15 protein-coding genes and 1 pseudogene are annotated in these 25,871 nt (G+C 68.5%); 9 read left to right on the top strand and 7 right to left on the bottom strand.

What is annotated here, in order from left to right; genetic code table 11:
• Positions 1-238: 238 nt before the first annotated feature.
• Genes AC4AMJ_RS04280 through AC4AMJ_RS04265 form a run of 4 tightly spaced genes read left to right on the top strand, consistent with a single transcriptional unit; the run spans position 239 to position 16,050 of the window.
• Complete coding sequence (locus AC4AMJ_RS04280) at positions 239-14,005, top strand: non-ribosomal peptide synthetase (protein WP_489917352.1); 13,767 nt, start codon at positions 239-241, stop codon at positions 14,003-14,005.
• Positions 14,002-14,244, top strand: a complete 243-nt coding sequence (locus AC4AMJ_RS04275) for an MbtH family protein (protein WP_489896806.1) — start codon at positions 14,002-14,004, stop codon at positions 14,242-14,244. The genes AC4AMJ_RS04280 and AC4AMJ_RS04275 overlap by 4 nt, the downstream gene beginning before the upstream one ends.
• A complete protein-coding gene (locus AC4AMJ_RS04270) occupies positions 14,222-15,271 on the top strand; it encodes an ABC transporter ATP-binding protein (protein ID WP_489917351.1) in 1,050 nt (349 codons plus the stop codon). The genes AC4AMJ_RS04275 and AC4AMJ_RS04270 overlap by 23 nt, the downstream gene beginning before the upstream one ends.
• On the top strand, positions 15,271-16,050 hold the full coding sequence (locus AC4AMJ_RS04265) for an ABC transporter permease (protein WP_489896808.1): 780 nt from the start codon (positions 15,271-15,273) through the stop codon (positions 16,048-16,050). Before AC4AMJ_RS04270 ends, AC4AMJ_RS04265 begins: the two co-directional genes overlap by 1 nt.
• 106 nt (positions 16,051-16,156) lie before the next feature.
• Here AC4AMJ_RS04265 and AC4AMJ_RS04260 read toward each other — a convergent pair whose 3' ends face one another.
• On the bottom strand, positions 16,157-16,936 hold the full coding sequence (locus tag AC4AMJ_RS04260; protein WP_489917350.1) for an anti-sigma factor: 780 nt from the start codon (positions 16,934-16,936) through the stop codon (positions 16,157-16,159).
• A complete protein-coding gene (gene sigK, locus AC4AMJ_RS04255; RefSeq protein ID WP_489896810.1) occupies positions 16,929-17,507 on the bottom strand; it encodes an ECF RNA polymerase sigma factor SigK in 579 nt (192 codons plus the stop codon). Before sigK ends, AC4AMJ_RS04260 begins: the two co-directional genes overlap by 8 nt.
• A 214-nt stretch (positions 17,508-17,721) precedes the next feature.
• On the opposite strand from sigK, the gene AC4AMJ_RS04250 reads away from it, so the two are divergent.
• A complete protein-coding gene (locus AC4AMJ_RS04250) occupies positions 17,722-18,663 on the top strand; it encodes an alpha/beta hydrolase (RefSeq protein WP_489917349.1) in 942 nt (313 codons plus the stop codon).
• Positions 18,664-18,679: 16 nt separating this feature from the next.
• Here AC4AMJ_RS04250 and AC4AMJ_RS04245 read toward each other — a convergent pair whose 3' ends face one another.
• Together AC4AMJ_RS04245 and AC4AMJ_RS04240 are read right to left on the bottom strand one after the other, a co-directional pair.
• Complete coding sequence (locus tag AC4AMJ_RS04245) at positions 18,680-19,075, bottom strand: LuxR C-terminal-related transcriptional regulator (protein ID WP_489917348.1); 396 nt, start codon at positions 19,073-19,075, stop codon at positions 18,680-18,682.
• Between the two features lie 380 nt (positions 19,076-19,455).
• Positions 19,456-20,067: pseudogene (locus AC4AMJ_RS04240) on the bottom strand (LuxR C-terminal-related transcriptional regulator); the annotation flags it as partial.
• Between the two features lie 267 nt (positions 20,068-20,334).
• Here AC4AMJ_RS04240 and AC4AMJ_RS04235 point away from each other — a divergent pair.
• Positions 20,335-21,096 carry an acetoacetate decarboxylase family protein gene (locus tag AC4AMJ_RS04235; protein ID WP_489896813.1) on the top strand — a complete coding sequence of 254 codons (762 nt, stop codon included), beginning with the start codon at positions 20,335-20,337 and terminating at the stop codon, positions 21,094-21,096.
• Between the two features lie 61 nt (positions 21,097-21,157).
• Positions 21,158-22,168, top strand: coding sequence for a pirin family protein (locus AC4AMJ_RS04230; RefSeq protein ID WP_489917347.1), 1,011 nt, complete (start codon positions 21,158-21,160; stop codon positions 22,166-22,168).
• 13 nt (positions 22,169-22,181) lie between these two features.
• On the opposite strand, the gene AC4AMJ_RS04225 is transcribed toward AC4AMJ_RS04230, so the two are convergent.
• The gene (locus AC4AMJ_RS04225; protein ID WP_489917346.1) at positions 22,182-22,877 is read right to left on the bottom strand and encodes a CE1759 family FMN reductase; all 696 of its coding nucleotides are present in this window, start codon (positions 22,875-22,877) and stop codon (positions 22,182-22,184) included.
• Positions 22,874-23,968, bottom strand: a complete 1,095-nt coding sequence (locus AC4AMJ_RS04220; RefSeq protein ID WP_489917345.1) for an LLM class flavin-dependent oxidoreductase — start codon at positions 23,966-23,968, stop codon at positions 22,874-22,876. The genes AC4AMJ_RS04225 and AC4AMJ_RS04220 overlap by 4 nt, the downstream gene beginning before the upstream one ends.
• A 125-nt stretch (positions 23,969-24,093) precedes the next feature.
• Here AC4AMJ_RS04220 and AC4AMJ_RS04215 point away from each other — a divergent pair, with 125 nt between their 5' ends.
• On the top strand, positions 24,094-24,606 hold the full coding sequence (locus AC4AMJ_RS04215) for an MTB12 C-terminal domain-containing protein (protein WP_489917344.1): 513 nt from the start codon (positions 24,094-24,096) through the stop codon (positions 24,604-24,606).
• A gap of 146 nt (positions 24,607-24,752) precedes the next feature.
• Positions 24,753-25,283: a DUF4190 domain-containing protein gene (locus tag AC4AMJ_RS04210; protein WP_489917343.1), complete on the top strand. Its 531-nt coding sequence runs from the start codon at positions 24,753-24,755 to the stop codon at positions 25,281-25,283.
• Between the two features lie 53 nt (positions 25,284-25,336).
• On the opposite strand, the gene AC4AMJ_RS04205 is transcribed toward AC4AMJ_RS04210, so the two are convergent.
• On the bottom strand, positions 25,337-25,636 hold the full coding sequence (locus tag AC4AMJ_RS04205; protein WP_489917342.1) for a hypothetical protein: 300 nt from the start codon (positions 25,634-25,636) through the stop codon (positions 25,337-25,339).
• Between the last annotated feature and the right edge of the window lie 235 nt (positions 25,637-25,871).

Raw genomic sequence — 25,871 nt, 5'->3', positions numbered from 1 at the left:
GGTTCTGTCGGCGCGGTCGGGGGTTCTGTCGGCGCAGTCGTGGGTTCTGTCGGCGCGATTCCGGGTTCCGTCGGCGCAGTCGCGGGTGCCGTGGGCGGAATGTCGGATTCGGTCCGTCAGGTTGGGATTTCACCCGAATTCGAGACCAATCTGCGCCCCCATCTCACGCGAAGCCCCCCATGACGGCAAACGCACGGCACACCGGCCGGGGCGAACTGCCGAGACGAGGGAGGACTGCGTGACCACCGACAACGTCATCCGCACCACTGCACACCACCAGGACTGGGACACCGCGAAAGCGATTCCGATGACCGCCGCCCAGCGCGGCATCTTCTACGCCCAGCAGCTCGACCCCGACGTGCCCATGTCGGTGGCGGCGTTTGCCGAGTTCCGCGATGCCGTCGACGCCGACGTCATGGAGCGCGCCGTGGCCGCGACGTGCGAAGAGACCGAGTCGGGTCTGCTCCGCCTCGTCGACACCGAGGACGGCGAGCCGATGGCGCTCGTCGACCCCCAACGGATGGTGCCCCTCGGCCGACACGACTTCGCCGACGCCGACGACCCGCGCTCCGCGGCGCTGGAGTGGATCGACGCACACCGCTCGCAGGCCACCGACCTGTACCACGACCACCTGCTCGAGACCCACCTGCTTCGCCTCGGCGAGAAGCACCACATCTGGTACTGCTGGGGCCATCACCTGGCCTTCGACGGCTACGCCGCGATGTACATGATGCTGCGGGTCGCCCAGCACTACACCGCCATCGTCGATGGCACCGACGTCCCGCCCGCCGACATCGCGTCGATGGCGAAGATCGCGGCACTCGACGCGGAGTATCGCTCGTCGGCCGCATTCGACGACGATCGCCGTCATTGGTCCGAGCACCTGCTCGAACCCTCGGGAGCACTGCCGGAGATCACGTCACTGTCATCGACCACCGCGGCCGCGGCGAAAACCGCGACCGTCCGCGCCCACACCCTGCCCCAAGCGGTCGTCGACCGCATCCGCGCCATGGCCGATGCTCACCACGTCCGGCCCGCCTCGGTCATCACGGCGGCGGTCGCCGCGTATCTGGCCCGGTTCACCGACCGCGACCAGTCGATGCTGAGTCTGCCGGTCGCCGCGCGCGATCACGAGATCCTGCGCACCTCCGCCGGCCTGACCTCCAACGTCGTCCCGGTACGCGCCCGCATCACCGCGGCCGACGATCGGCCCGTCACCGTCGGCGATTTTCTCCGCACCGTGAACGCCGACGTCAAACAGGCCGTACGCCACCAGAAGTTCCGCCACGAGGACATCACCGGCGACGTCCTCGGATCGCCGGGCGGCCGTCGCGGCTTCTTCGGCCCGATGGTCAACGTGATGCTCTTCTTCGAGCACATCGACTTCGGCACACTGCGCGGTGAGCTGAACGTATTGTCCACGGGCCCTGTGGAAGACGCATCGATCAACGTCTACGACGGTTTCACCGGCGGCATGCGCCTGGATCTCGAGGCGAACCCGAATGTGTATGCGCCGCAGGAGATCGCACAGCATCATGATCGGATCGTGTCGTTCGTCGAGCGATTCGTCTCGGCGGACGCCGAGATGTCGGTCCCCTCCATCGGGTTGGTCGCCGCGAACGAGGCTGCCGAGATCGACCGATTCGCCACCGGCGAGAGGGTCGAACTCGGCGAGGCCACCCTGGTCGACCTCCTCACCGAGGCCGCACAACGCCACGGCGACCAGACCGCGATCGTCGACGCCGACAGCGGCATGTCGCTCCGTCACAACGAGTTCGCGGCCCATGCCGAGTCGGTCGCGGCCGGTCTCCGTGCCCGCGGCATCAGCCCGGAATCGGTCGTCGGTGTGGCGCTGCCACGCAGCGTCGAGCAGATCGTGGCGCTGCACGCGGTGACACTCGCCGGCGGCGCGTTCCTGCCGATCGATCCGGGCGAGCCGTCCGCGCGACTGGCGCACATCCTCGACATCGCCCGGCCGAAAGTCGTGATCACCGGCGACGGCATCGCGCTCACCGGCCACGATGTCTCGACGGTGGGCCTCGACGAGCTACGCGACGACGCGTCCCCCGGTCACGGCCGGCACGCCGTGAGCGCACCGCGCGCCGGCCGTCGGCTGCATCCCGACCATCCGGCCTACGTGCTGTTCACGTCCGGCTCGACCGGAAAGCCCAAGGGCGTCATGATCAGTCATCGCGCCATCGTCAACCGGCTGCGGTGGATGCAGTCCCGGTACGGCCTCGACGGCTCCGACCGGGTCCTGCAGAAGACCCCCGCAACCTTCGACGTCTCGGTGTGGGAGTTCTACTGGCCCATGATCACCGGAGCGGCACTGGTCGTCCCGCGGCCCGACGGGCATCGCGATCCCTGGTATCTGCGCGACGTGATCGCCGAACATGCCATCACCACCACACATTTCGTCCCGTCGATGTTGTCGGCGTTCGCCGCCGCACTCGGTACCGACGATCATGCCCCCGCGGATCTGGGCTCACTGCGCCGGATCGTCACCAGCGGTGAGGCGCTCACGCCGGAGACCGTCGCCGCCATCGGACGGCTCACCGACGCCCCGGTGCACAATCTGTACGGCCCCACCGAGGCGGCCGTCGACGTCACCTTCCACGACGACTGCTCCGCCGATGCCGGCACCCTGCCGATCGGCGCACCCGTCTGGAACACCGGCGTGCATGTGCTCGACCACCGGCTCCAACCGCAGCCGATCGGCGCCGTCGGTGAGCTCTACCTCGCCGGCATCCAGCTCGCCCGCGGCTATCGGAACCGTCCCGACCTCACCGCGACCCGCTTCGTCGCCGACCCGCACGGCGCGGGCCGCCGCCTGTACCGAACCGGCGACCTCGTGCGGCGCCGCACCGACGGCGAGTTGGAGTACCTGGGCCGCACCGACTCCCAGGTGAAGATCCGCGGACAGCGCGTCGAACTCGGCGAGATCGAGGCGGCACTGAGTCGACTGGACGGTGTCCGCGCCGCCGGTGTGCTCGTCCGCGACGACGTGATCGCGGACTCGGCTGCCGTCATCGGCTATGTCAGCGGCGAGTCGGCACTGACCGACCGCGATCTGCGCACCGAGATGAGCGGGCACCTGCCCGATCACATGGTGCCGACCATGATCGTCGTGCTCGACGAATTGCCCACCACCGCCAACGGCAAGCTCGACCGCCGTGCACTACCGGCGCCGGCACGCCGCGAGATCGTCGACCATGTCGCACCGACAGGGCGGATCGAGCGCCTCGTCGCCGACACCGTCGCAGCGGTTCTCGGCGTGGGACAGATCTCCATGTCGGACAACTTCTTCGCCGTCGGCGGCAACTCACTGTCGGCGACCCGGGTGGCCGCCCGACTCTCCCGGGCCACCGGCGAGCGAATCGATCTCCGCACCGTCTTCGACGCCACCTCCGTGCGTGGAATCGCCGACACCATCACCGCACTCGGCGTCGACGAGGAGACGCTACGGTCGGTGACGGCGACCGAGACCGGCGCTCACGCCCCTGCCGACGGCCCGATCCCCTTGTCGCCTGCGCAGTACCGGCTCTGGCTGGCCGCGCGTCTCGACCCGGACGCCGCAGCCACCTACAACATCCCGTTCACGGTGCGGCTCGTCGGCGAACTCGACGTCACCGCACTGGGTGCCGCGTTGCGCGATGTCGTCGCCCGCCACGAGCCGTTGCGCACCACGGTGACCGAGCGTGACGGCGTCGCCTACGCCGAGGTGACCGACGCGGCGCAGGCGCACGTGCCTCTCACCCTGCTCGACGCAACCGAGTCCGAGATCTGCAGCGCGCGCGACTACGCCTCGATCCCCTTCGATCTCGCATCCTCGATGCCGATGCGGGCGCGACTGGTCCGCACCGGCGACGACGACCACCGGCTCACCGTCGTCATCCATCACATCGCTGCAGACGGCTGGTCGCTGGCACCGCTGGCCGCCGACCTCGCGACCGCATACCGCGCACGCCGCGACGGCGACGAACCGGATTGGCCTGCGCTGCCGACGACCTATTCGCAGGTGAGTGCCGCCCGTAACGCCTGGCTCGAGGACACGAGCCCCGGATCGCCCGCCGGTGCCGACCTCGCGTACTGGACCGAGCGCCTGGCCGACGCACCGCGGGAGACCGAACTCCCCTTCGACCGGCCGCGCCCGCGTACCCCCGACCCGGCCGGCGCCACACTGCACGCCGGAATCCCGGCACCGCGCCACCACGGACTACGCAAGCTCGCCGCCGACAACGACGCGACGACCTTCATGGTGCTCCACTCCGCTGTCGCCGCACTCCTGCGCACGCTGTCCACCAACCCCGACATCACCGTCGGCACGCCCGTCTCCGGACGCGGCGACGCCGAGACAGACGGCCTCGTCGGTATGTTCGTCAACACGGTGGCCCTGCGCACCCAGGTGGACAAGGCCGGCGCCTTCACCGACCTGGTGGCGCAGGTCCGGGACACCGATCTGGCAGCCTTCGCGCACGCGGACCTTCCCTTCGACCGCCTCGTCACCGAACTGAATCCCGAGCGGTCCGGCAACCTGCATCCCTTCTTCCAGGTGTCCGTCGCGGTCGAGGACAGCTCGGCGATCGAGCTGGAGTTCGCCGGACTGTCCGCCACCGCGTCCCGGGTCGAGATCGGGCAGACCAAATTCGACCTGCAGTTCACCTTCACCGAGCACACCGACGCCGACGGGAATCCCGGCGGAATGGGCATCGACATCGACTATGCGACAGCGCTGTTCGACCGCCGCACGGTCTCGGCCCTGTCCACCCGGCTGATCCGTCTGATCGATGCGGTCACCGCTTCCCCCGACATCACCGTCGGCGACATCCAGCTGCTCGACCCCCATGAACAACTCGATCTGCTTCCGGCGGTCGGCGCCGGGCGGCGCCCCGTCGAACACCTGAGCCGCATCCTCGCCCGCGCCGTCGACGCCGAGCCCGACCGGATCGCGGTGCATGACGGGACATCCGCGCTCACGTATCGCGAACTCGATGCGGCGGCCAATCGGCTCGCGCGGCTGCTGATCGCGCACGGCGCCGGTCCGGAACGCTATGTGGCGGTGTCGCTACCCCGCAGCGTCGACTGGATGGTCACCCTGTGGGCGATCACCCGCACCGGCGCGGCGTGGGTACCCGTCGATCCGAACTACCCCGCTGAGCGCATCGGTTTCATGCTCGGTGACTCCGGCACCGGTCTCCTGATCGCCGAGCGTGCGTCCGCGCCCGCGCTCGAACCCGTCGAAGACGGCGGTCCCCCGATCGACGTCCTGCTGCTCGACGATCCCGAGACGGCCACCGCCCGACAGGCTTTCCCGGACACTCCGATCCGTGGTGACGAGCTGCGCGCACCCACCGCGGTCGACCATCCGGCGTATCTGATCTACACCTCGGGAACCACCGGCACCCCGAAGGGCGTCGTGGTGAGCCACCGGGGCCTCGCGGATTTCGCGGCACAACAGGTGACCCACTTCGGGATCACCCCGCGCTCGCGGACCCTGCATCTCGCGTCTCCGAGTTTCGACGCGTCGGTGCTCGAGGTGTTGATGGCCGTCTCCGCGGCGGCGACGATGCATGTGGCCCCGCCGACCATCGTCGGGGGCCCGGAATTGGCCCACCTCATGCGATCCGAACGCATCACCCACGCATTCCTGACTCCGTCACTGCTCACGACGATGTCCCCCGACGAGCTCCCCGATCTGGCGGCACTGGTCATCGGTGGCGAGCATCCGAACGCCGAGGTGGTGCGCCGCTGGTCGGCGGGCCGTGCGATGTTCAACGCCTACGGCCCGACCGAGACCACCGTGGTCGCCACCATCTCCGAGGACATCAGCCCCGACGACCCGGCCGTGACCATCGGACGCCCGATCCGCGGGATCGCCGCGATGGTGCTCGACGAGCGATTGCGGCCCGTCACGCCGGGCGCGGTCGGCGAGCTGTACATCGCCGGCACCCATCTGGCCCGCGGCTATCACGGTGTGCGACCGCTGACCTCCAAGCGTTTCGTCGCCAACCCCTACGGCGACCCGGGTGACCGGATGTATCGCACCGGCGACCTCGTGCGCTGGACCACCGACCGCGAACTCGAGTTCCGGGGCCGGGCCGACCATCAGACCAAGATCCGCGGTCACCGCATCGAATTGGGTGAGATCGATGCGGCGCTCGTCGCCGACGACTCCGTCCGCGCCGCGGTGACCATCACGACCGGAGACGGTGCGCAGGCACGCCTCGTGTCCTACGTCACCGTCGACGACCGAAGCACTGGCGCGGCCCCGCGGACGGCCGCCGACGTCACCCGGGCCATCCGGGAACGCCTGGCCGCGCGCCTGCCCCGCCACATGGTGCCGCACACCATCATCGAGCTCGACGAGATCCCGACCACGCCCATCGGCAAGGTCGATCTGCGCGCCCTCCCCGATCCCGCCACCGCGGCCGGCTCCACCGTCGGCGACGTCGAGACCGTCGCCCTGCGGACCGACACGGAGCGGGCGATCGCGCAGATCGTCGCCGAGCAGCTCGGACTCGACGTCGCCGACATCGGACGCGAACACGACTTCTTCGAACTGGGCGGGAACTCGTTGTCCGCCACCCAGATCGTGAGCACGATCGAGCAGATCGGCGGCCGGCGGATCGCGGTCCGCGACATCTTCGATCACTCGACGATCGCCGCCCTCGCCGAGATCGCCGCACCCGGCGAGGACGCCACCGATGTCGCCGATCCCCGCCCACTCGCGACACTGCGCCACGACCCCGATCTGGTCATCGCCCCGGGGCCGGCGCAGCAGCAGTTGTGGTTCCTCAATCAGCTCGGGCAGCGGCGTTCCGGCGACGATGCCCCGGGCACCGGACCGCAGGGCTCGGGCCAGTACAACATCGCGTTCGCCCTCGACCTGCGTGGCGATCTCGACGTGGCCGCCCTCGGCGGCGCGCTGCGGCATGCGGTCGAGCGGCACGAACCGCTGCGCACGGTCTATCCGGCGCCTGACGGCACACCGGTCGTCGACATCCGCTCCGCCGACGACGTGTGCGGCGAGCTGTCGCCGACGGACATCCGGTCAGAGGAGTGGGCGACCGCCGCACAAAGCCTGGCCCGCACTGCCTTCGATCTCACCTGCGAGGCCCCGCTGCGCGTCGTGCTGCATCGCATCATCGCGGAGCCCGACGGCGCACAGCCGGCGGCGGGCTCGCATCACAAGCTGACCATCGTCGTGCATCACATCGCTGCCGACGGATGGTCGATGGCGCCGCTCGCGCGTGACATCGCCGGCGCCTACGCGGACCTGCGTGACGGTCGATCACCGTCGCAGGCGCCGCTTCCGGTCGGCTACCGCGATTATCTCCGGTGGCAGGCCGAGAATCTGGAAGGCCGGCTCGACGAGCTGGCCGGGTGGTGGAGTCGAGAACTCGACGGTCTCGACTCCACCCCCATCCTGATCCCCGACGCGGAATCCGCCGCGGGCGAGACGAGCGCCGCCGCGGGGGTCGTCGACGTCGAGTTCGACAGTGGACTCCGCTCGGCGCTCCGCGCGATCGCGGGCGGCCGGACCACCGAGTTCATGACCATCCACGCCGTGTTCGCCGCCCTGCTGCACCGGCTGCACGCCGACCCCGACACACACGTCACGGGGGCACCGTCCGATGTCGTGATCGGTACCCCGGTCGCCGGGCGGACCGATCCCCGCCTGTCCGATCTCGTCGGCATGTTCGTCAACTCGGTGGTGCTGCGGACGCCGGTCGACGGCTCGGCCGGCTTCACCGGACTGCTCGACGAGATCCGGCCACGCGATCTCGAGGCGCTGTCGCAGGCCGACATGCCGTTCGAGAACGTCGTCGCGGCCGTCAACCCGCCACGCACCGGACGCCATCCGATCTTCTCGATCGCGTTGGCCTTCGATGCCGACGCCGGGTCGACGACCTCCGGGCTGGGTGTCGACCTAGATCTCGACGGTCTCGAGGTCTCCGCCGAGGAGGTGGACACCGGCGCCGCGCGCTTCGACCTCGAGATGAGGCTGCGCGGCGACACCATCCGGTTCACCTACGCCACCGACGTGTTCAGCCGTGCACGGGTCGAGGCCATCGCCGAGGGCCTGCTCACCTTGAGCCGTCAGATCGTCGCGAGTCCCGACCGTCCCATCGACGAGCTGCCGCTGACGGTGGCCGTCGCGCACCCCGAGGCAGCTCTGCGCCCGCCGCGTCATCTCGCCGACATCCTCGCCGACACCGTCGCCGCCCATCCGACCGCGGTGGCCCTGTGCGACGGCGCGACCTCGCTCACCTACGCCGAACTGGACCGGCGCGCGCAGCGGTGGGCGAACCGGCTCACCGTCCTGGGGATCGGTGCCGAGGACGTGGTCGCCGTCGCCCTGGACCGGTCGGCGGAATCGGTGGTCGCCACCTGGGCGATCACCCGCACGGGCGCCGCGGTGCTGCCGCTCGACCCGCGATACCCGGCAGATCGGCTGCGGCACATGCTCGACGACGCACAGGCGCTGGTCGGGATCACCGATCCGGATCGATTCGGGGACCTGTCGCGTGACCTGTGGTGGCTCACCACCGATGAGCTCGATGTCGCCGACGCCGCTACCGATGTCAGCCGGATCGGGCCGGGCGATGTCCGCCGCAACCCGGACACCGTCGCCTACATCGTCTACACCAGCGGATCGACCGGAAAGCCCAAGGGTGTCACGGTGACCCATCGCGGCCTGGCCGCCTTCGCCGCCGCCCAGCAGCAGCATTACGGGGTGGGCGTGGGAGATCGCACGCTGCACTTCGCCTCACCCGGCTTCGACGGCTCGATGCTCGAGTTCCTGATGGCTTTCGCCACGGGGGCGACGATGACCGTCGCACCGCCATCGGTGTACGGCGGCGACGAACTCGTCGAGTTCATGGCCGAGCAACGCGTCACCCACGCATTCATCACCCCGGCGGCACTCGCCGCCGCGACGACGTCGGACCTCCCGCAGCTGCGCTGCCTCGGGGTCGGCGGCGAGGCCTCCACTCCCGCCCTCGTCGCCGAGTGGGGCTCGGACCGCCGCTACCTGAACAACTACGGCCCCACCGAGACCACCATCGTGTCGACGATCTCCGAGCCGTTGCGCGCCGGTGATCCGATCACCATCGGCACGCCCATCCCCGGATGCACGGCCTGGGTCCTCGATCATCGGCTGCAACCGGTTCCGGCGATGGTTCCCGGTGAGCTGTACCTGTCCGGGCCCGGTGTGGCACGCGGATATCTCTCCCGTCCCGACGTCACGGCCGGCCGATTCGTCGCGGCACCGCACGGCGACGGATCGGTGATGTACCGGACCGGTGACATCGTGCACCGCGAGTTGTCCGGCGCACTGATCTATCACGGCCGCACCGACAATCAGGTCAAGGTGCGCGGCTACCGCATCGAGCTCGACGAGATCTCCGGTGCCCTCGCCGATCACCCGGCCGTCGACTTCGCCACCACGCTGGTGGTCGGCGAGGGCGCTGACGCGGTCCTCGCGTCGTACGTGACCGTGCAGGACGACATCGACGGCGCCACCGCACCCACCGCCGGCGAACTGCGGAACACGGTGCGCGAGCGCCTGCCGCGTCAGATGGTGCCCTCCTCGGTGACCATCCTGGACCGCATCCCGCTGACCACCAACGGCAAGCTCGACCGGGCCGCCCTGCCCGCGCCGGTCGCGGTGAGCGACGCCGCCGGCCGGGCCCCGTCCACACCGGCGGAGGCGGCGATCGTCGACATCCTCTCCGAGGTCCTCGGCGTCGAACCCACCACCGTGTCGGCCGAGGACGACTTCTTCGGGCTCGGCGGTACGTCGCTGCAGGCGACCGCGGTCGTCGGACGACTCGGCCATGCCTACCCATCAGTGGACTGGCGTGTCCGCGACATCTTCGACACCCCGTCCATCGCCGGGTTGGCGAAGCGGGTTCCCGCAGGTGCGCCGGCACCCGACACGCGTTCGGCCACACGGCATCCCGATCAACCCAGGCCCACCCGGGTGCCGTTGGCACCGGTCCAGCGCCGACTGTGGTCACTCGCGCGCTCCGCACCGGATGCCACCGACTACCTGATGCCGTTCGCAGTCCGGTTGAGTGGGCGACTCGACACCGACGTCCTCCGCGACGCCTTGGTCGATCTGGTTTCCCGGCACGCCTCGCTACGGACCATCTATCCGCTCGTCGACGGTGCACCCATCGGTGTGGTCCTCGAGGACGCCGAGTCCGTGGTCGGTGAGCTCGGCCCGACACCGCAGACGTCCGTCGATCACGGCGAGCTCCTGGCCCCGATGGACGTGACCACCGATGCACCCCTGCGCTGCGCGGTGCTCACCGATGGTCCCGACGATCACACTCTCGTCCTGGTGATTCATCACATCGCCGCGGACGGCGCGTCTCTGCCCGTCCTGATGGGCGACCTCGTGACCGCTTACACCGAGCGCGCCGGGGGCCGCGCCGAGGCATGGCCGGCGGCCGGAATCGACTATCGGGACTACGCACTGGAGGTGACCGGCGAGAGCGCGACGGAGGCCACCGCCGCGGATCGCGCCTACTGGGCCGATGTCCTCGCCGGCGCGCCGGCCGAGACGACGGTCGACGTGCATCCCGGACATGAGCCGAAGGCGCACGGCGGCGCATCGGTGTCGGCCGAGATCGACCCGGAACTCCGTGTCGCACTGGCGGAGTTCGCCCGCGACCGGGCGACGACCCCGTTCGCTGTGATGCACACGGCACTGGCCGTCCTGCTCCATCGTCTGGGGGTCGGCGACGACCTGCTCATCGGTACGCCGGTGGCCAACCGGGCCCCGCGCGGCTCGTCCGCCGGATACGACCGCGTCGTCGGGATGTTCGTCAACACGTTGGCGCTGCGCACCCGATTGGCCCCCGAGGAGTCGGTCACGAACCTGCTCGACGAGGTCCGGGCCGCCGACCTCGAGGCACTCGATCACCTCGACGCACCCTTCGACGACGTCGTCACCGATGTCAATCCGACCCGCGAGATGGGCCGGCATCCGCTGTTCCAGATCGCTCTGTCGGTACACGACTTCGCCGAATCGTCCCTCGCCGGCGGTGAGTCGATCCCCATCACCGACGACCTCACTCTCGGACTGGACGAGATCGGGACGCACACCGCGAAGTTCGACATGCAGTTCACCGTGACCGGCATGGCGTCCACGGCACCGCAGGCCACCGTCGAACTCACCTATGCGACCACCCGCTACGCGCGCTCCGAGGCCGAACAGTTCGTCACCCGCCTGCTGCGGGTGGTCCGTGCCATGATCTGCGACCCCCTGCGCGCGGTCGGGGACATCCGGATCACCGATCCGCTGGAAGCGGCCGCACTGAGTCCCGTGACCGGGCCCGACGCTGCGTCCCCGGCGACGTTCGGCGACCTGCTCGCGGATGCGGTACGCCGCAATCCCGAGGGCTGGGCCGCGGTCACCGACGGTGACGCGATCACCTACGCCGATCTCGACTCCCGGTCGAACCGTCTGGCGCGGGTCCTGCTCGGTAGAGGCGTGGGTGACCAACCGGAAACCGTTGTCGCGATGGCGATTCCCCGGTCGGTGCAGGCGGTGGTCGCGGTGTGGGCGATCGTCAAGACCGGCGCGGCCTACGTTCCCGTCGACCCCACCTATCCGTCCGAACGGATCCGGCACATGCTCGCCGACAGCGGGGCGTCGATCGTCGTCACCACGTCGGCACACCGCACCGGCTTCGACGACGACCTGCCCGTCCTGGTGCTCGACGACCTGTCGACCCGCACGCGACTGGGCCATTCGTCGCCGACCCCCATCCGTGACAGCGAACGCGCCGCGCCGATCCGGCTGGATCAACTGGCCTACATCATCTACACCTCCGGTTCCACCGGACGACCGAAGGGCGTGCTGGTCCCACACAGCGGCCTGGCCGCGGTGCACGACGAACTCCGCACCCGGATGCGGCCGGACACCGGCTCTCGTGTCCTGCATTTCGCGTCGCCGAGTTTCGACGCGTCGGTGCTGGAGTTCCTGATGGCCGCCGCCGGTGCCGCGACCCTCGCGATCGTGCCGCCCGGCGTGTACGGCGGCCACGACCTCGAGCGGTTCATCGAACGTCACCACGTGAGCCATGCGTTCATCACGCCGGCGGCGGTCGCCACCATGGACCCGGCCGCGGTCCCGCAGCTGACGGCACTCGCCGTGGGCGGCGAGGCTTTCGGCGGTGAGTTGGTCCGCCGGTGGGCACCCGGGCGCGCCATGTACAACGTCTACGGGCCCACCGAGACCACCGTGATCATCACCGGCAGTGACGCATTGAGCCCGGATGAGCCGCTGACGATCGGCACCCCGAACAACGGGGTCGGCACGCTGGTGTTGGACCGGCGACTGCACCCGGTGCCCGCAGGCGTCGTCGGCGAGCTCTATCTGGTGGGCGATCAGGTGACACGTGGCTATCACGGCCGCCCCGAGCTGACCGCGACCCGATTCGTCCCGGCTCCGATGGTCACCGGGGACGGGTATGCGGGTCACCGGATGTACCGCACCGGCGACCTGGTCCGCTGGACCGCGGACGGCCGCATCGACTACGTCGGACGCGCCGACAACCAGGTCCAGGTCCGCGGCTTCCGCATCGAGCTGGGCGAGATCGACGACGTTCTCGGCGGCCATCCCGCAGTCGATTTCGCGGTCACGGTGGTCGATTCATCCGCCGGTGCGCCGACCCTGCGCAGCTATGTGACCACCTATGCCGACCGGTCGATCGATGTCGATGACGCCCGCGCACACCTGCGTTCGCGCCTGCCGCGGCACATGCTCCCGTCGTCGATCACGCGGCTCGACGAGGTGCCGCTCACCCCGACCGGAAAGCTGGACCGCGGCGCGCTGCCCACGACGTCGGCGACCCCTACGTCGCGTGCGCCGCGTCCGGGGATCGAACAACAGATCGCCATGGTGTTCGCCGACGTGCTCGAGCTCGACGATGCGGTCATCGGTGCCGACGACGGATTCTTCGATCTCGGCGGCAACTCGCTGATGGCGACCGGCGTCGCCGCCCGACTCGGGGATCTGCTCGACTGTGAGATCCCCGTGCAGACCCTGTTCGCGGCACCGACCGTCGCCGAACTCGCGGCGGTCACCGAAGCCGCCGGACGCCGGGCGCGCAGCGGGTCCGACACGGCCTCGGCCGCGACCGGCGTGGGTTTCGATCCCCTGCTGGCCCTGCGTCGAACCCCACGTTCCGCCGGCGACAAGCCACCGTTGTTCGTGGTGCATCCCGCGATCGGGCTCTCGTGGAGCTTCGCGTCGGTGCTGCCGCATGTCGCGCCCGACCGCGCCGTCTACGGGCTGCAGAATCCGACGCTGACCGGCCGACCCGCCGCGCAGACGATCTCGGAGCTGGCCGCGGACTATGTGGACCGCATCCGGTCTGTCGCACCGCACGGCCCCTATCACCTGGTCGGCTGGTCGCTGGGCGGCCTGATCGCCCATGAGATGGCGATCGCGCTGCAGTCGGCCGGAGAGGAGGTGGCGCAACTCGTGCTGCTGGACTCGTTCGTGCTGTCCGGCCGCCCAGAACTCGCGACCGAACCGTCGGTGGCCGAACTGCTCGGCGAGTTCGGCCTCTCGGCGGGCGAGGACGGGCACGAGCCCACCGTCACCGAGGCATGGCAGGCCGTGCGATCGGCCGGTGGACCCCTCGCGGGTCTGGCGGAGTCCGATTTCGCGGCGGTGCACGAGACCTTCCGGGCCGCCACCCCTCTGGCCGAACATTGGCGGCCGGGACTGTTCCGCGGTGACGTGACCTTCGTGACCGCGGCCGGCGACCCGCCTGCCGGGCGGCCTGCCGTGGACGACTGGCACGAACACGTGACCGGCTCCGTCGACGAGGTGGTCGTGGACTGTACACACGCACGAATGCTGCTCCCGGAGAACGTGACCGGATACGCATCGGCCATCGATCCCGCCACCGCCGCCCGAACCGCCCCGCAGAGCTCGTTCACCGACACCGACACCGACACCGACACCGAGGAGGAAGCATGACCAATCCGTTCGACGACACCGAGGGCGTGTTCCTTGTGCTCGTCAATGACGAAGGGCAGCACTCGCTCTGGCCCGAGTTCGCCGCGGTGCCCGAGGGGTGGCGCACGATGCACGGGCCCGCCGGACACGACGACTGCCTCGCCTATGTCGAGGAGCACTGGCGAGACATGCGGCCCGCGAGCCTGATCCGGGCCATGGAAGGAAGTGGGAAGGCCTATGGGACGACACACGATGAGTGACCGGAACACCCGACTCGCCCTGGAGTTGCGTGGGGTGACCAAGACCTTCCGTTCCGGGCTGCTCGGTCGTGGACCCCGCGTCTGCGCTCTGAACGGAATCGATCTCGCGGTCTCCGCCGGCACGATCCATGCGCTGCTCGGGCCCAACGGTGCCGGCAAGACCACCACGGTCCGGGCCGTCGCCACGCTGATGCGACCCGATACGGGATCGGTCGTCGTCGACGGCATCGACGCCCTCGCCGAACCGGACACCGTACGCGAGATGATCGGCGTCTCAGGACAATACGCCGCCGTGGACGGGAATCTCACCGGGTTCGAGAATCTGCGGATGGTGGCTCAACTCTATGGCCATCGACGCCGGGACGCGGCCGAGCGGGCGCGGGCGATGATCGCCGAGCTGAAGCTCTCCGATGCCGCCGACCGCCCGATGCGGACGTACTCGGGGGGCATGCGCCGCCGCCTCGACCTCGCCGGCGCGCTGATCAACGAACCGTCCCTGGTGATCCTCGACGAACCCACCACAGGTCTGGACCCGCGTGGCCGGCGGCAGATGTGGGAGGTGATCACCGAACAGGTGGCCTCGGGCACCACCGTGCTGCTCACCACCCAGTACCTCGAGGAGGCCGACGCGCTGGCCGACGAGATCACGGTGATCGACCACGGCGCGATACGCGCCCAGGGCACCGCTGCCGAACTGAAGAACACCACCGCACAATCCATCCTGACGATCGAGCTCGACAACGAGGTCGACACCGCACTCGTCGCGACCACTCTCGGTGACATCGGCGTGGGCCTGCCCCGGCAGCTGGAGGCGCGCCGCTGGTCGGTTCCCGTCACCGGTGGCAGCCGCAGCGCGGTGGAGGCGGTACGCGCCTGCGACGGTGTCGGAATCGACGTCGCCGACGCCACGGTGACCACACCGACACTCGATGACGTCTTCCTCACGCTCACCGAACGGGCCGAACCCGGACTGGGCTCCGGCGAGGACCTGCCCGACGTCACGACCGAACGATTGGAGAAGGTCTGATGCTCGCCGACACCGCGGTCATCGTCGAACGAAACCTGTTGACGGTCCGCCGTATACCGACACTGCTCATCAGTGCCACGATCCAGCCGCTGATGTTCGTGTTCCTGTTCGCCTACGTCTTCGGCGCGACCTTCGGCGGTGGGTCGTATCGCGAGTTCCTGATGGCCGGGATCTTCACGCAGACCGTCGTGTTCAACGCGGCGTTCACGACCGTCGGACTCGCGGGCGACATGTCCGACGGCATCATCGATCGGTTCCGGTCGCTGCCGATGTCGCGGCTCGGTGTCATCGCCGGACGGGTCAGCTCCGACATGGTGCTCGGTGTGCTCGGCCTGGGCGTGATGGTGGTCTGCGGACTGGCCATCGGATGGCGGGTGCGCGGGGATGCGGCCGACGCGGCGATCGCGTTCGGCATCATCCTGCTGTTCGCGTTGGCCATGGCCTGGGTGGGTGCGGTGACCGGGCTCGCTGCACCGAATGTCGAAGTGGCCCAGAGCATCGGATTTCTGTGGATGTTTCCGGTGACGTTCCTCTCGAGCGCGTTCATCTCCGCCCAGAGCCTGCCGGGATTCCTGCGTCCGATCGCCGAGTGGAACCCGGTGACCGCCGTCGCCACGGCCTGCCGGCAGCGCTTCGGCAACGCGTCCCCGCCGGACTTTCCCGCACCGACGGGATGGGTGGCCGACCACGCCGTCGGGTACTCGATCGGATGCAGCGTCGCGATCCTGGCGATCTGTATCCCGTTGTCGGTCATCCTCTATCGCCGCTCGGCCAACTGACGCCTGCAACCCTGACGCCTACCACTCTGACGCCTGCAACTCTGACGCCTGCAAACTCTGTGAGGACAACCCGCGGGAAAGCGGGTTGTCTCCACGGAATCACCGGTCAGATCGGGATCTGCGCGAGGATCGGCGTCGTCGGCTGCTGGGAACCACCCTGTGGTTCGATCGTCACGGCCAGCACCGTCGAGGAATCCAGATCCTCGACCAGGGTTGGTGATTGCGCCCCACTCGACGGGATCAGCCCGGCCGAGACGGGCTGATCGCCCTTGCCCACGAGCCAGAGCTGGAACTCGCGGTCCTCCGGAATCGGGTTGCGGAGGTCTCGCAGCAGGGCAACCGCCTGATTGCGTTCACGTGAGGTCACCACCGACATCGTGCCGCGCTGGTCGTCGAGTTGGCGGACCGCCAGCTGTGCGTCCGGCGCGGACAACACGTCGAGAGTCTGTTGCTGCGCAGCCGAGATCGTGGGTGCGGCGGGCTCCGGTGCCGTGCTGCGCCCGATCATGACTCCGGCGCCCAGCGCGACCACGACCGCGGCCGCGGCGGCCGCCACGACCGCGGCGAGCCGGCGTCGCCGGGCACGGCCACGATCGATCGGCACCACTGTGGACTCCGCACCCGTCGCGGTGCCATCGCCCTCGGCGGGTGCGGTGAAGACATGGTCGAGCACGCGCGCGCGCAGCCCGGAGGGCGCGTCGAGCGCGTAGGAGCTGGCGAAGTCGACGATGGCCGAACGTGTCTCGGCGATCCGGCTGTCATAGATCTGTCGCTCGATCGCGGACAGCCCGTCGAGCTCTCGCGTCACCCGGTCGTGTTCGGCGGGCGGGAGGACGTCCACGGCATACAGTTCGATGTGCTCATCGAGCCAGTCGGTGTCAGACATGGTCCCGGCCTCTCAGGCAATTGCGAAGTTTGCGCAGCCCGTCGCGAATACGCGTCTTGATCGTGGGCAGCGGCGTCGACATGTGCTCGGCGACCTCGGGATAGGTCATGCCGTTGAAGTACGACATCTCGATGCTGTCGCGCTGGAGATCGGTGAGCCGATCCAGGCACAGCCGCAGCTCGCTACTCTCCTCCCGGTCGACGACGATCTCCAGGGGCGCCGCGACTCCCGGTGTCCGATTGGCCGATTCGTACTCGGTGGACTTGCGGGTCTGCAGTTCCTCGGTGCGCACCCGGTCGACCGCGCGCCGGTGCGCGATGGTCATCATCCAGCTGATCACCGTGCCGCGGGCCGGGTGATAGTCGTCGGCCTTCTGCCAGAACTGCAGATACGCCTCCTGCACGACCTCTTCGGCGTAGTTGCGATCACGTACGACCCGCAATGCCAACCCATAGATCCGCGCGCTGGTGAGGTCGTACAGGTGCGCGAATGCACCGCGGTCACCCAGCGCAGAATCCGCGAGCAACGAGCGGAGAAGGTCGGGATCGTTCGCCGCCCCGGTGGATGTCATGCCCCTACGGTAGCCAAGACGGGGGTCTGGGTACGACTGTCGGCACCGGCCGGGCGCTATCAGGAACGACCGCTACACTGGGCCCGCCCCGTGGTGCAGGCAAAACTGCTGCTGTGAAACGCGGGACGTGTGAATACCGATAAGGGGAATCGTGGGGAAAATTCAGCGACCGGTCCTCGGGGTGATCGTGACGATAGCGGCGATTGTCGCATCGATGGTGACCGGCACGGCCGGCACCGCGTCTGCGGCACCGCAGTCGCGGATCGTCAGTTCATATGACGACGATCCGCAGCAGGTCACCCTGATCGTCTACTCGGCGGCGATGGGAAAGAACATCCCGGTGACCGTGTTGACCCCTCGTGATCGGGCCAAGCCGAGCCCCACGCTGTATCTGCTCAACGGCGCGGGTGGGGGCGAGGATTCCGCGACGTGGGATGCCCGCACCGACTACAAGCAGTTCTTCGCCGACAAGGACGTCTATGTGGTCACACCCATCGGTGGTGCGTTCTCCTACTACACCGACTGGCAGCGCGACGACCCCGCGCTCGGGCGCAACAAGTGGCAGACCTTCCTCACCGAGGAGCTACCGCCGCTGATCGACACGCACTTCGCGACCACCAGGCGCAACGCCGTCGCCGGGATCTCGATGGCGGGAACCACCGTGTTCAACCTGGCGATCGCCGCGCCGAAACTGTACCGGTCGGTGGCCGCGTTCAGTGGGTGTGCGCGGACCAGCGATCCCGCCGGCCAGCAGTACATCCGGTTCGTGGTCTCCGATCGTGGGGGCGGCAACCTGGTCAACATGTGGGGACCGCTGAACGGTCCGGGATGGCGCGAGAACGACCCCTACGTGAACGCCGAGAAGCTGCGCGGGACCAGGATCTACATGACCGCCGGAACCGGCCTGCCCGGCACGCACGAACGTCTGCAGGACCCGTTCGTCGAGGGGGACCCGTTCTTCCTGGCGAATCAGGCCGCCCTCGGCGGGCTCATCGAGGTGGCCATCGACCAGTGCACCCGTCAGATGGCCGACCGGCTCGCCGCGCTGCACATTCCCGCGAAGGTGACCTTGCGGTCCACCGGCACGCACTCGTGGGGCTATTGGCAGGACGATCTGCACCGCACCTGGCCGCAGATCGCCCGCGACCTGCGCTGAGCGCGGCACCGGCGGGTCACCAGGCGTCGAGCTCGGTGTATCCGTCCTGGAGGGCCCGCGCGAGTAGATGCGCCTTCGTCGGTGCGTCTCGTCCGACGGCGGCGTACTTCGCCCGGATCCGCGCCAGGTGGGTGCTCACGGTGGATGCGGCGATGAACAGCACGGCAGCGGCCTCCTCCTTCGATTCGGCCGCCAACCAGGCGAGCAGTACCTCGACCTCCCGCGTGGAGAGTTCCGGCGCTCGATCCTCTGGCATCCCAACATCTCCGTGGCGGTAGTCCGACATGCATGTCACGGGGAGGCCGCCTGGCGGCCTGATCCTCGTCGACACGTGCGCCGGCGGCGGGCCGGCAGCACCTGAGCGCAACGCCGGCACCGCCGACCGGTTCGGCATTCGTGAATGAGCGGTCATCGGCCATCCTTCGTTCGCAACACAACCTCCGTTGCCACAAAGCGACCCGGTCCCCCCGACGAGCCCGCTGCTGGTCGACTGCAGGCTAAGGCATCCGGCGGCGCGACTGTAGACCCAGGATTGGGGACAAGGGCGCTCGACGCCGCCACTATCGGGCAACGCCGATGCCGGTGACACGGGCAGTCACCGAGACGGGAGATGAGATGATTTGTGACAAAAGTCTCATCGAGTGGCTATCCGGTCGGCGGGCCGGCCTCTCCGTGCCGCGACGACCGTCTCCTCGACGAACGGCCCGGTGACGACGAACGGCCAGGTGACGACGAACGACCCGGTGACGAACGACCCGGTGACGGCTGATTCGGCGACGCGGGCCCGTGCCCCGGGAAGGGCAACCAACCGTCCTCGACCGCCCGTTTGAACAGGTCGAGTTTGGTGTGCGTCGGACGACCGGCCGCGGCATACTTCTGCCGAATCCGCTTGAGGTACTCGTTGACCGTCTCGACGGTCACGCCCAGCGCCGCCCCTACGCCCGCCGAGGTCTCCCCCGACGCATACAGGGTGAGAACACGCTGCAACTGCGGACTCAGATCCACCGCCGCGAGCTCGGGGTCACCATCGATCGCGGCCGCCCATTCGGTGGTCAGCACCTCGCGGCCGGCGCCGGCCGCACGGACGGCCTCGACGAGCTCATGCTCTGACGCGGACTTCAGTATCATCCCCAGCGTGCCTGCCCGCGCCGCCGAGCGCAGCAACGCGGGATGCTCACCGGAGGTGTACACGACGGTCCCGATGCCCGCTTCGGTGAGCCGCGTGACATTCTCGCCGGGCGTCGTGCCGTCGTCGAGGCGCAGATCCAGGATCACGATGTCCAGAGGGATCTGCTGCGCGAGCAGTGCGCCGACGGTGGGCGCCGAGCACACCAGTTCGAGATCGGGCTGACGGTCGAGGATTCTCTCGATCCCCCAGATCGGCGAAGGATGATCGTCGACCATCCCTACGCGGATCACGGGAGGACTGTCAGACGTCACCCTCACCTCCCGTTCCACACCTCGCCGTTCCACACCTCGCCGTTCCACACCACGCCGTTCCGGCGATCACAGGCCGTCTCTCGACACTATCGGTCACCCCCGACGTCCGAACGCGGGGCGCGCCGCGCCGCGCGGAGGCGACCGAGGGATCGGGTCGCTCTTCGCCGCCCGACCTGGCACCATGAAAACGAGAACACGTTCTAGGTCCGCACAACGGAGGAGATCCCACCGATGGCATCAGCCGCTTCCACACACGAGGTCCTGGGCAGCACCGTCACCATGCCCGTGGAGATACGGCACGCACGCTGCTTCGTGGCCGGGTTCACGGCGGACACCGCGGCGGTCGAGCAGGCCATCCGGAGTGCGGGCCCCGGCGCGAATCACCCGCGACCACTGCGCATCCGCCCCGGCCGGACGATGTGCATGCTGGTGTTCGTCGACTACGTCGACGGTGATCTGGGGCCGTACAACGAGTTCGGCGTCTGTTTCCTCGTGGAGGACCCGACCCGGCCGCCGGCATCCCCGCTGCGGGCACTTCGGTCGCTGGTGAGCGGAGATGCTCGCGCGCTCATCCATCGACTACCCGTCGACGGCGACTTCACCCTGGCGGCCGGCCGTGGGATCTGGGGGTTCCCCAAGACGCTTGCCGAGTTCGAGGTGGACCATGATTCGGCGACCAGACACGGGCGCGTGGTCGCCGACGATCAGCTGGTCGCGGATCTGACGGTGCGTCCGGGTATCCGGGTTCCCGACTCCACCAAGGACGCGGTGCTCAACGCCTACTCCCAACTCGACGGGGTCCTGCGGATGACGCCCTGGAAACTCACGTCGACGTCGGGCACCCGCACCCGCATCGGCGGGGCCGACCTGGTACTGGGCACCCACCCGATCGCCGACGAACTGCGGTCGCTGCAGCTGGGCCGGCATGCGTTGATGACGTCGTCGGTGGAGCGGGTGACCATGACCTTCGACGACGCGACCGTGATCTCCTGAGGGCCCGCAGGGCCTACACTGGCTCGACAGCCCAGAACGAAACCCTGCGGACGGTGCGCGCATGAGCAACCTGGAAACACGGCCTGATGAAATCGACTGCCACTCAACGGCGCAGCGCAGCGATGCCGGCGAAGGACTGGTCGCGGTGGAGGTGCTGACCGCGCGTGACGTCCCCCTGGGTGGCCCGCGGGCGATGACCGTGCACCGGACCCTGCCGCAACGCCGGCGGTCGTTGATCGGGGCGTGGTGCTTCGCCGATCATTATGGTCCCGACGATGTCTCGGCAACCGGCGGGATGGATGTGCCCCCGCACCCACATACCGGCCTGCAGACGGTGAGCTGGCTCTTCGCCGGTGAGATCGAGCATCGCGACACGATGGGAAATCACGCGATGGTGCGGCCGGGCGAGGTCAATCTGATGACCGCAGGCCACGGCATCGCCCACACCGAGGTGTCGACACCCGACACCTCGATCCTGCACGGGGTACAGCTCTGGATCGCCCTGCCCGAGAACGCCGCCGACACCGCGCGCGACTTCGCACATCACGCCCCCGGGGTGATCGAGCGCGACGGCGTCGCAGTTCGGGTGTTCCTCGGCGAGTTACTCGGCGAACGTTCACCGGTACACACCTTCACTCCCCTGCTCGGCGCCGAGCTGACGATGCCGGCCGGGACCGAGATCGCCCTGCCCGTCGCCGCGGACCATGAACACGGCATCCTCGTCGACTCGGGGACGATCCGCGTCGTCAACTCCACGGCGGATCCTCTGAAACCAACCGAACTCGGGTACGTCGGTCTCGGCGCCACGCAGCTGCACCTGCGCAACGAATCCGACGACGCAGCCCGTGCGGTGCTCCTCGGTGGGGTCCCGCTCGACGAGGAGATCATCATGTGGTGGAACTTCCTCGGCCGCAGTCACGACGACATCGTGCGGTTCCGCGAAGAATGGACCGACCGCAGTGAGCGGTTCGGTCAGGTCCGAGGCTATGAGGGGCAGATCCAGCACCTGCCCGCACCGGCACTGCCGACGTCACGCCTGCGCCCGCGACACAATGTCCCGGGCCAGGCGTGACACCGACGACCGGTCAGCTCCTCTCGCCGAGCAGTCGCGCGAAGTTGGCGATCCCGGCGTCCTCGAACGCCGTGTGACGCTGGCCCTGCTTGGTGCGCGCGGCAGCCCGCATCGTGTCCGATTCCATCGGCGCCGCAACGGTTTCCGATTTACCCATCGCGGTACCGAGTTCGTGCGCCGCCCGGGCGATACGGTCCGAGAGCAGCGCGGTGTCGCCGGTGGCACCCGCCCAGTCCTCGGCCGCGGCGTACACCCCGGTCGGGACGACGATTGCGCGCAGATAGACGAGCAAGGGACGCACGGCGTGGTCGAGCACCATCGAGTGGCGCGGGCTGCCGCCGGTCGCGGCGATGAGAACCGGGATGCCCTGCATCCGCTCCACCTCGAGCAGATCGACGAACGACTTGAACAAGCCACTGTAGGACGCGTTGAACACCGGTGTGGCGACGATCAGCCCGTCGGCCGCGTAGACCTTCTCGAGGGCGGCGGCAACCGAACTCACCGCGAATCCTGTTGTCAGCGAACGCATGACGTCGACCGCGACATCGCGGAGATCGATCACCTCGATCTCGAGATCAGCACCGCCCAGGTCGTCGGCGACCGCCTCCACGAGACGGTCCACCAGCAGCCGGGTCGATGACGGATCACCGAGGCCGGCGTTCACGGCGACCAACGAGCGGGTCGGCCGGTGTGAGTTCGATCCGCTCACGCTCCCACCTCCTCGCGCTCGGACGTCGATGCGGCGACCAATGAGTCATGGGTGGGTGCGTCCGGGACGTCGGCGGGACGTCCCGCCTCGAAGCCTGCTCGCAGATCGGGAAGGACCGCGCCGAGTTCATCGAGTTGCTCGAGCACCGTCTTCAGGGGCAACCCCGCGTGATCGACCAGGAACAGCTGTCGCTGGTAGTCACCGAAGCTCTCCCGGAACGACAGCGTCTTGTCCAGGAACTCCGCAGGGCTCCCGACGGTCAACGGCGTCTGATCGGTGAACTCCTCCAGCGACGGGCCGTGCCCGTAGACCGGTGCGTTGTCGAAATACGGGCGGAACTCGCGAACCGCATCCTGGGAGTTCTTCCGGATGAAGAACTGCCCGCCGAGTCCGACGATCGCCTGGTTCGCCGTGCCGTGGCCGTAGTGCTCGAAACGCTCGCGATAGAAGCCGATCAGCCGTTGGAAATGCTCCTTCGGCCAGAAGATGTTGTTGGCGAAGAAGCCATCCCCGTAGTAGGCGGCCTGTTCGGCGATCTCGGGACTGCGGATCGAACCGTGCCAGACGAACGGTGCCACCCCGTCGAGCGGTCGGGGCGTGGAGGTGAACGACGTGAGCGGTGTCCGGAACTGTCCCTCCCAGTCGACGACCTCTTCGGTCCACAGTCGATGCAGCAGGTGATAGTTCTCGATCGCCAGCGGAATGCCCTGGCGGATGTCCTGACCGAACCAGGGATAGACCGGCCCCGTGTTACCACGCCCGAGCATCAGGTCGACCCGGCCGTCGGCGAGATGCTGCAGCATGGCGAAATCCTCGGCGATCTTCACCGGATCGTTCGTGGTGATGAGCGTCGTCGCGGTGGACAGCTGCAGAGTCGTGGTCTGCGCGGCGATGTAGGCGAGGGTCGTCGTCGGTGACGACGAGAAGAACGGCCGGTTGTGGTGCTCGCCGAGTGCGAACACGTCGAGCCCGATGTCCTCGGCCTTCTTCGCGATCTCCACGATCGCCTTGATCCGCTCGTGTTCGCTGGGCTCGACGCCCGTCGTGGGGTCGACCGTGATGTCACTGACGCTGAAGAGTCCGAACTGCATGTCGCGCCTCCTGAATGCTATGAAACCGTCACCCCATCTAACCGGACCACGGTCCGATTAATTCCGCTGCGCGGAGCCCCCGGATGCGTCGGTTAGTGTGGGCTTACCCACGAGGAGGAGTCTCAATGAACGTTCGGAAGTCCATGGCCGCAGTGTTGCTCGCCGGCTCCGCAGTGTTGCTCGCTGCCGGCTGCTCCGACGACACGTCGAACACGGTCAGCAGCGCCGCCAACAACGCGTCCGCGGCGATCGCGTCCGCCGCGAGCAACGCCAAACAGGCGATCGTGGGACTGAGTACCGACGACGCACAGGTGATCGTGCGCAAGGCGGTGGACCCGGCCACGTCGTCCGATGAGCTCGAGGCGGTCGTGGACACCACGAACCCGGTGACGAAGGTGGCCCTCCAGGGCTACGCGAAGGCGTCCAACGCGGCCGGGTACACCCCCGACGTCTACACCGTGAAAGAAGTGAAGGCCGAGGGTGACAACAAGGCCATCGCCACGGTCTCGATCAAGAGCCCGCACGCATCGCAGCCGGTCGACCTCACGCTCGAGTACGTCAAGGTCGACGGCGACTGGAAGCTCAGCGGCAGCGCCATCGATCAGCTGACGACGATGGGCGGCCAGCACGGCGGCTGATCACGCCGAAACACACAACCCTCTCGCCGCACCCTGATCACCCGGGTGCGGCGAGAGCCGTTTCCAGACCGATCGTCATCAGATCAGGAAGAATGGACGCGGAGCGGACCGCCGTCGAGATGTGGTCCGCGCGCAGGAGGCACGTCATGCGGGTAACCGACCATCCCACCGACTCGATACCGCCCGCGGTCACCGATCGGATACTGACGTGGCCGTCGGAGAATTCCACCGGCGAGTACCGGGTCACCACCGGGCCGTCGATCATCCGCGACGACCGGGACCTTCCGCCGGCGTTCGACCTGTCGTTCGGTCCGGACCCCGTGGATCGCCCGCTGCCGCCGATTCGCGACATCTGGTTGCCATCGGCGGAGTTCGCCGCGCAGATGCCGCCGATGCGCCGCCCGAGCGCTGCCACGGCCACCGCTGCGCTCGTCATCTCGATGGTGTCGATGCCGCTGGCACTCGTGGGCGTCGGCGCGGTGACGGGCATGGTCGCCGTGATCCTCGGCGTCGTGGCACTGATCCAGATCAGCAGCGCCGGACGACGCCGCGCTCCGGAGCCCAACCGCTATCGCGGGACCGGACGTGCGGCCACCGCGATCGTCGCAGGGATCGGCAGCGTCGTCGTCGGCACGCCGATCCTGCTGGTGATCCTCATGGTCCTGGCCGTGTTGTGAGGGCACACGGCATCCCGATCTGACCTCAGCCGGCGGGATTGCACCGGGGCAGGTCAGCTGACCGCGCGAAGGCGGCCACCGCTGTTGCCGTCACCGAGGTCGCGGCCCAGCCAGGCAACCACTTCGCTCATCACACGATTGCGTTCGGCGGCACCGTCGATGCGTGTCAACGCCGGCATGCAATGGATGAGACCGGCGTGAAACGCCGCTTCCTGTGACATGCCGTGACGGTCGGTGACCGACCCGTATGATTCGATTGCCTCGTTGAGCGCGCCGTACGTGACCACCTCGTCGCCGACCCGCACTGCGGCCAGACGCGGAGTGATCTCCGCTCGCCGTCGGATGTCTGCCATCACTTCAATCACCACAGCCGTTCCCCCGAACTCGTCTTCTCGACCCTGGCCACTTTGCCCTCCCAGCATGGAACTGGCACCGGGTCCTTATATATACCTTGCCTTGCTAAAGGCCTTTTGGAAACCGGTGACGCGAATTGGTGGCGAATTACACAGGAAACCCGTGGTCATCGCCGTGCATCACCCATGTTACTCACGTGATTCAAGTTGTTGGAGTGACGTATGTTGCTTGATG

The organism is Gordonia sp. LMA484 (genome assembly GCF_058129505.1).
This window is presented reverse-complemented; position numbering and strand designations above follow the sequence as displayed.

What these genes read in the sequence shown, in the direction of transcription:
- AC4AMJ_RS04275 (WP_489896806.1), top strand. Translation starts at nt 14,002, where the DNA reads ATGACCAATCCGTTCGACGACACCGAGGGCGTGTTCCTTGTGCTCGTC.
- AC4AMJ_RS04270 (WP_489917351.1), top strand. Translation starts at nt 14,222, where the DNA reads ATGGGACGACACACGATGAGTGACCGGAACACCCGACTCGCCCTGGAG.
- AC4AMJ_RS04265 (WP_489896808.1), top strand. Translation starts at nt 15,271, where the DNA reads ATGCTCGCCGACACCGCGGTCATCGTCGAACGAAACCTGTTGACGGTC.
- AC4AMJ_RS04260 (WP_489917350.1), bottom strand. Translation starts at nt 16,936, where the DNA reads ATGTCTGACACCGACTGGCTCGATGAGCACATCGAACTGTATGCCGTG.
- sigK (WP_489896810.1), bottom strand. Translation starts at nt 17,507, where the DNA reads ATGACATCCACCGGGGCGGCGAACGATCCCGACCTTCTCCGCTCGTTG.
- AC4AMJ_RS04250 (WP_489917349.1), top strand. Translation starts at nt 17,722, where the DNA reads ATGGTGACCGGCACGGCCGGCACCGCGTCTGCGGCACCGCAGTCGCGG.
- AC4AMJ_RS04245 (WP_489917348.1), bottom strand. Translation starts at nt 19,075, where the DNA reads ATGACCGCTCATTCACGAATGCCGAACCGGTCGGCGGTGCCGGCGTTG.
- AC4AMJ_RS04235 (WP_489896813.1), top strand. Translation starts at nt 20,335, where the DNA reads ATGGCATCAGCCGCTTCCACACACGAGGTCCTGGGCAGCACCGTCACC.
- AC4AMJ_RS04230 (WP_489917347.1), top strand. Translation starts at nt 21,158, where the DNA reads ATGAGCAACCTGGAAACACGGCCTGATGAAATCGACTGCCACTCAACG.
- AC4AMJ_RS04220 (WP_489917345.1), bottom strand. Translation starts at nt 23,968, where the DNA reads ATGCAGTTCGGACTCTTCAGCGTCAGTGACATCACGGTCGACCCCACG.
- AC4AMJ_RS04215 (WP_489917344.1), top strand. Translation starts at nt 24,094, where the DNA reads ATGAACGTTCGGAAGTCCATGGCCGCAGTGTTGCTCGCCGGCTCCGCA.
- AC4AMJ_RS04210 (WP_489917343.1), top strand. Translation starts at nt 24,753, where the DNA reads ATGCGGGTAACCGACCATCCCACCGACTCGATACCGCCCGCGGTCACC.
- AC4AMJ_RS04205 (WP_489917342.1), bottom strand. Translation starts at nt 25,636, where the DNA reads ATGGCAGACATCCGACGGCGAGCGGAGATCACTCCGCGTCTGGCCGCA.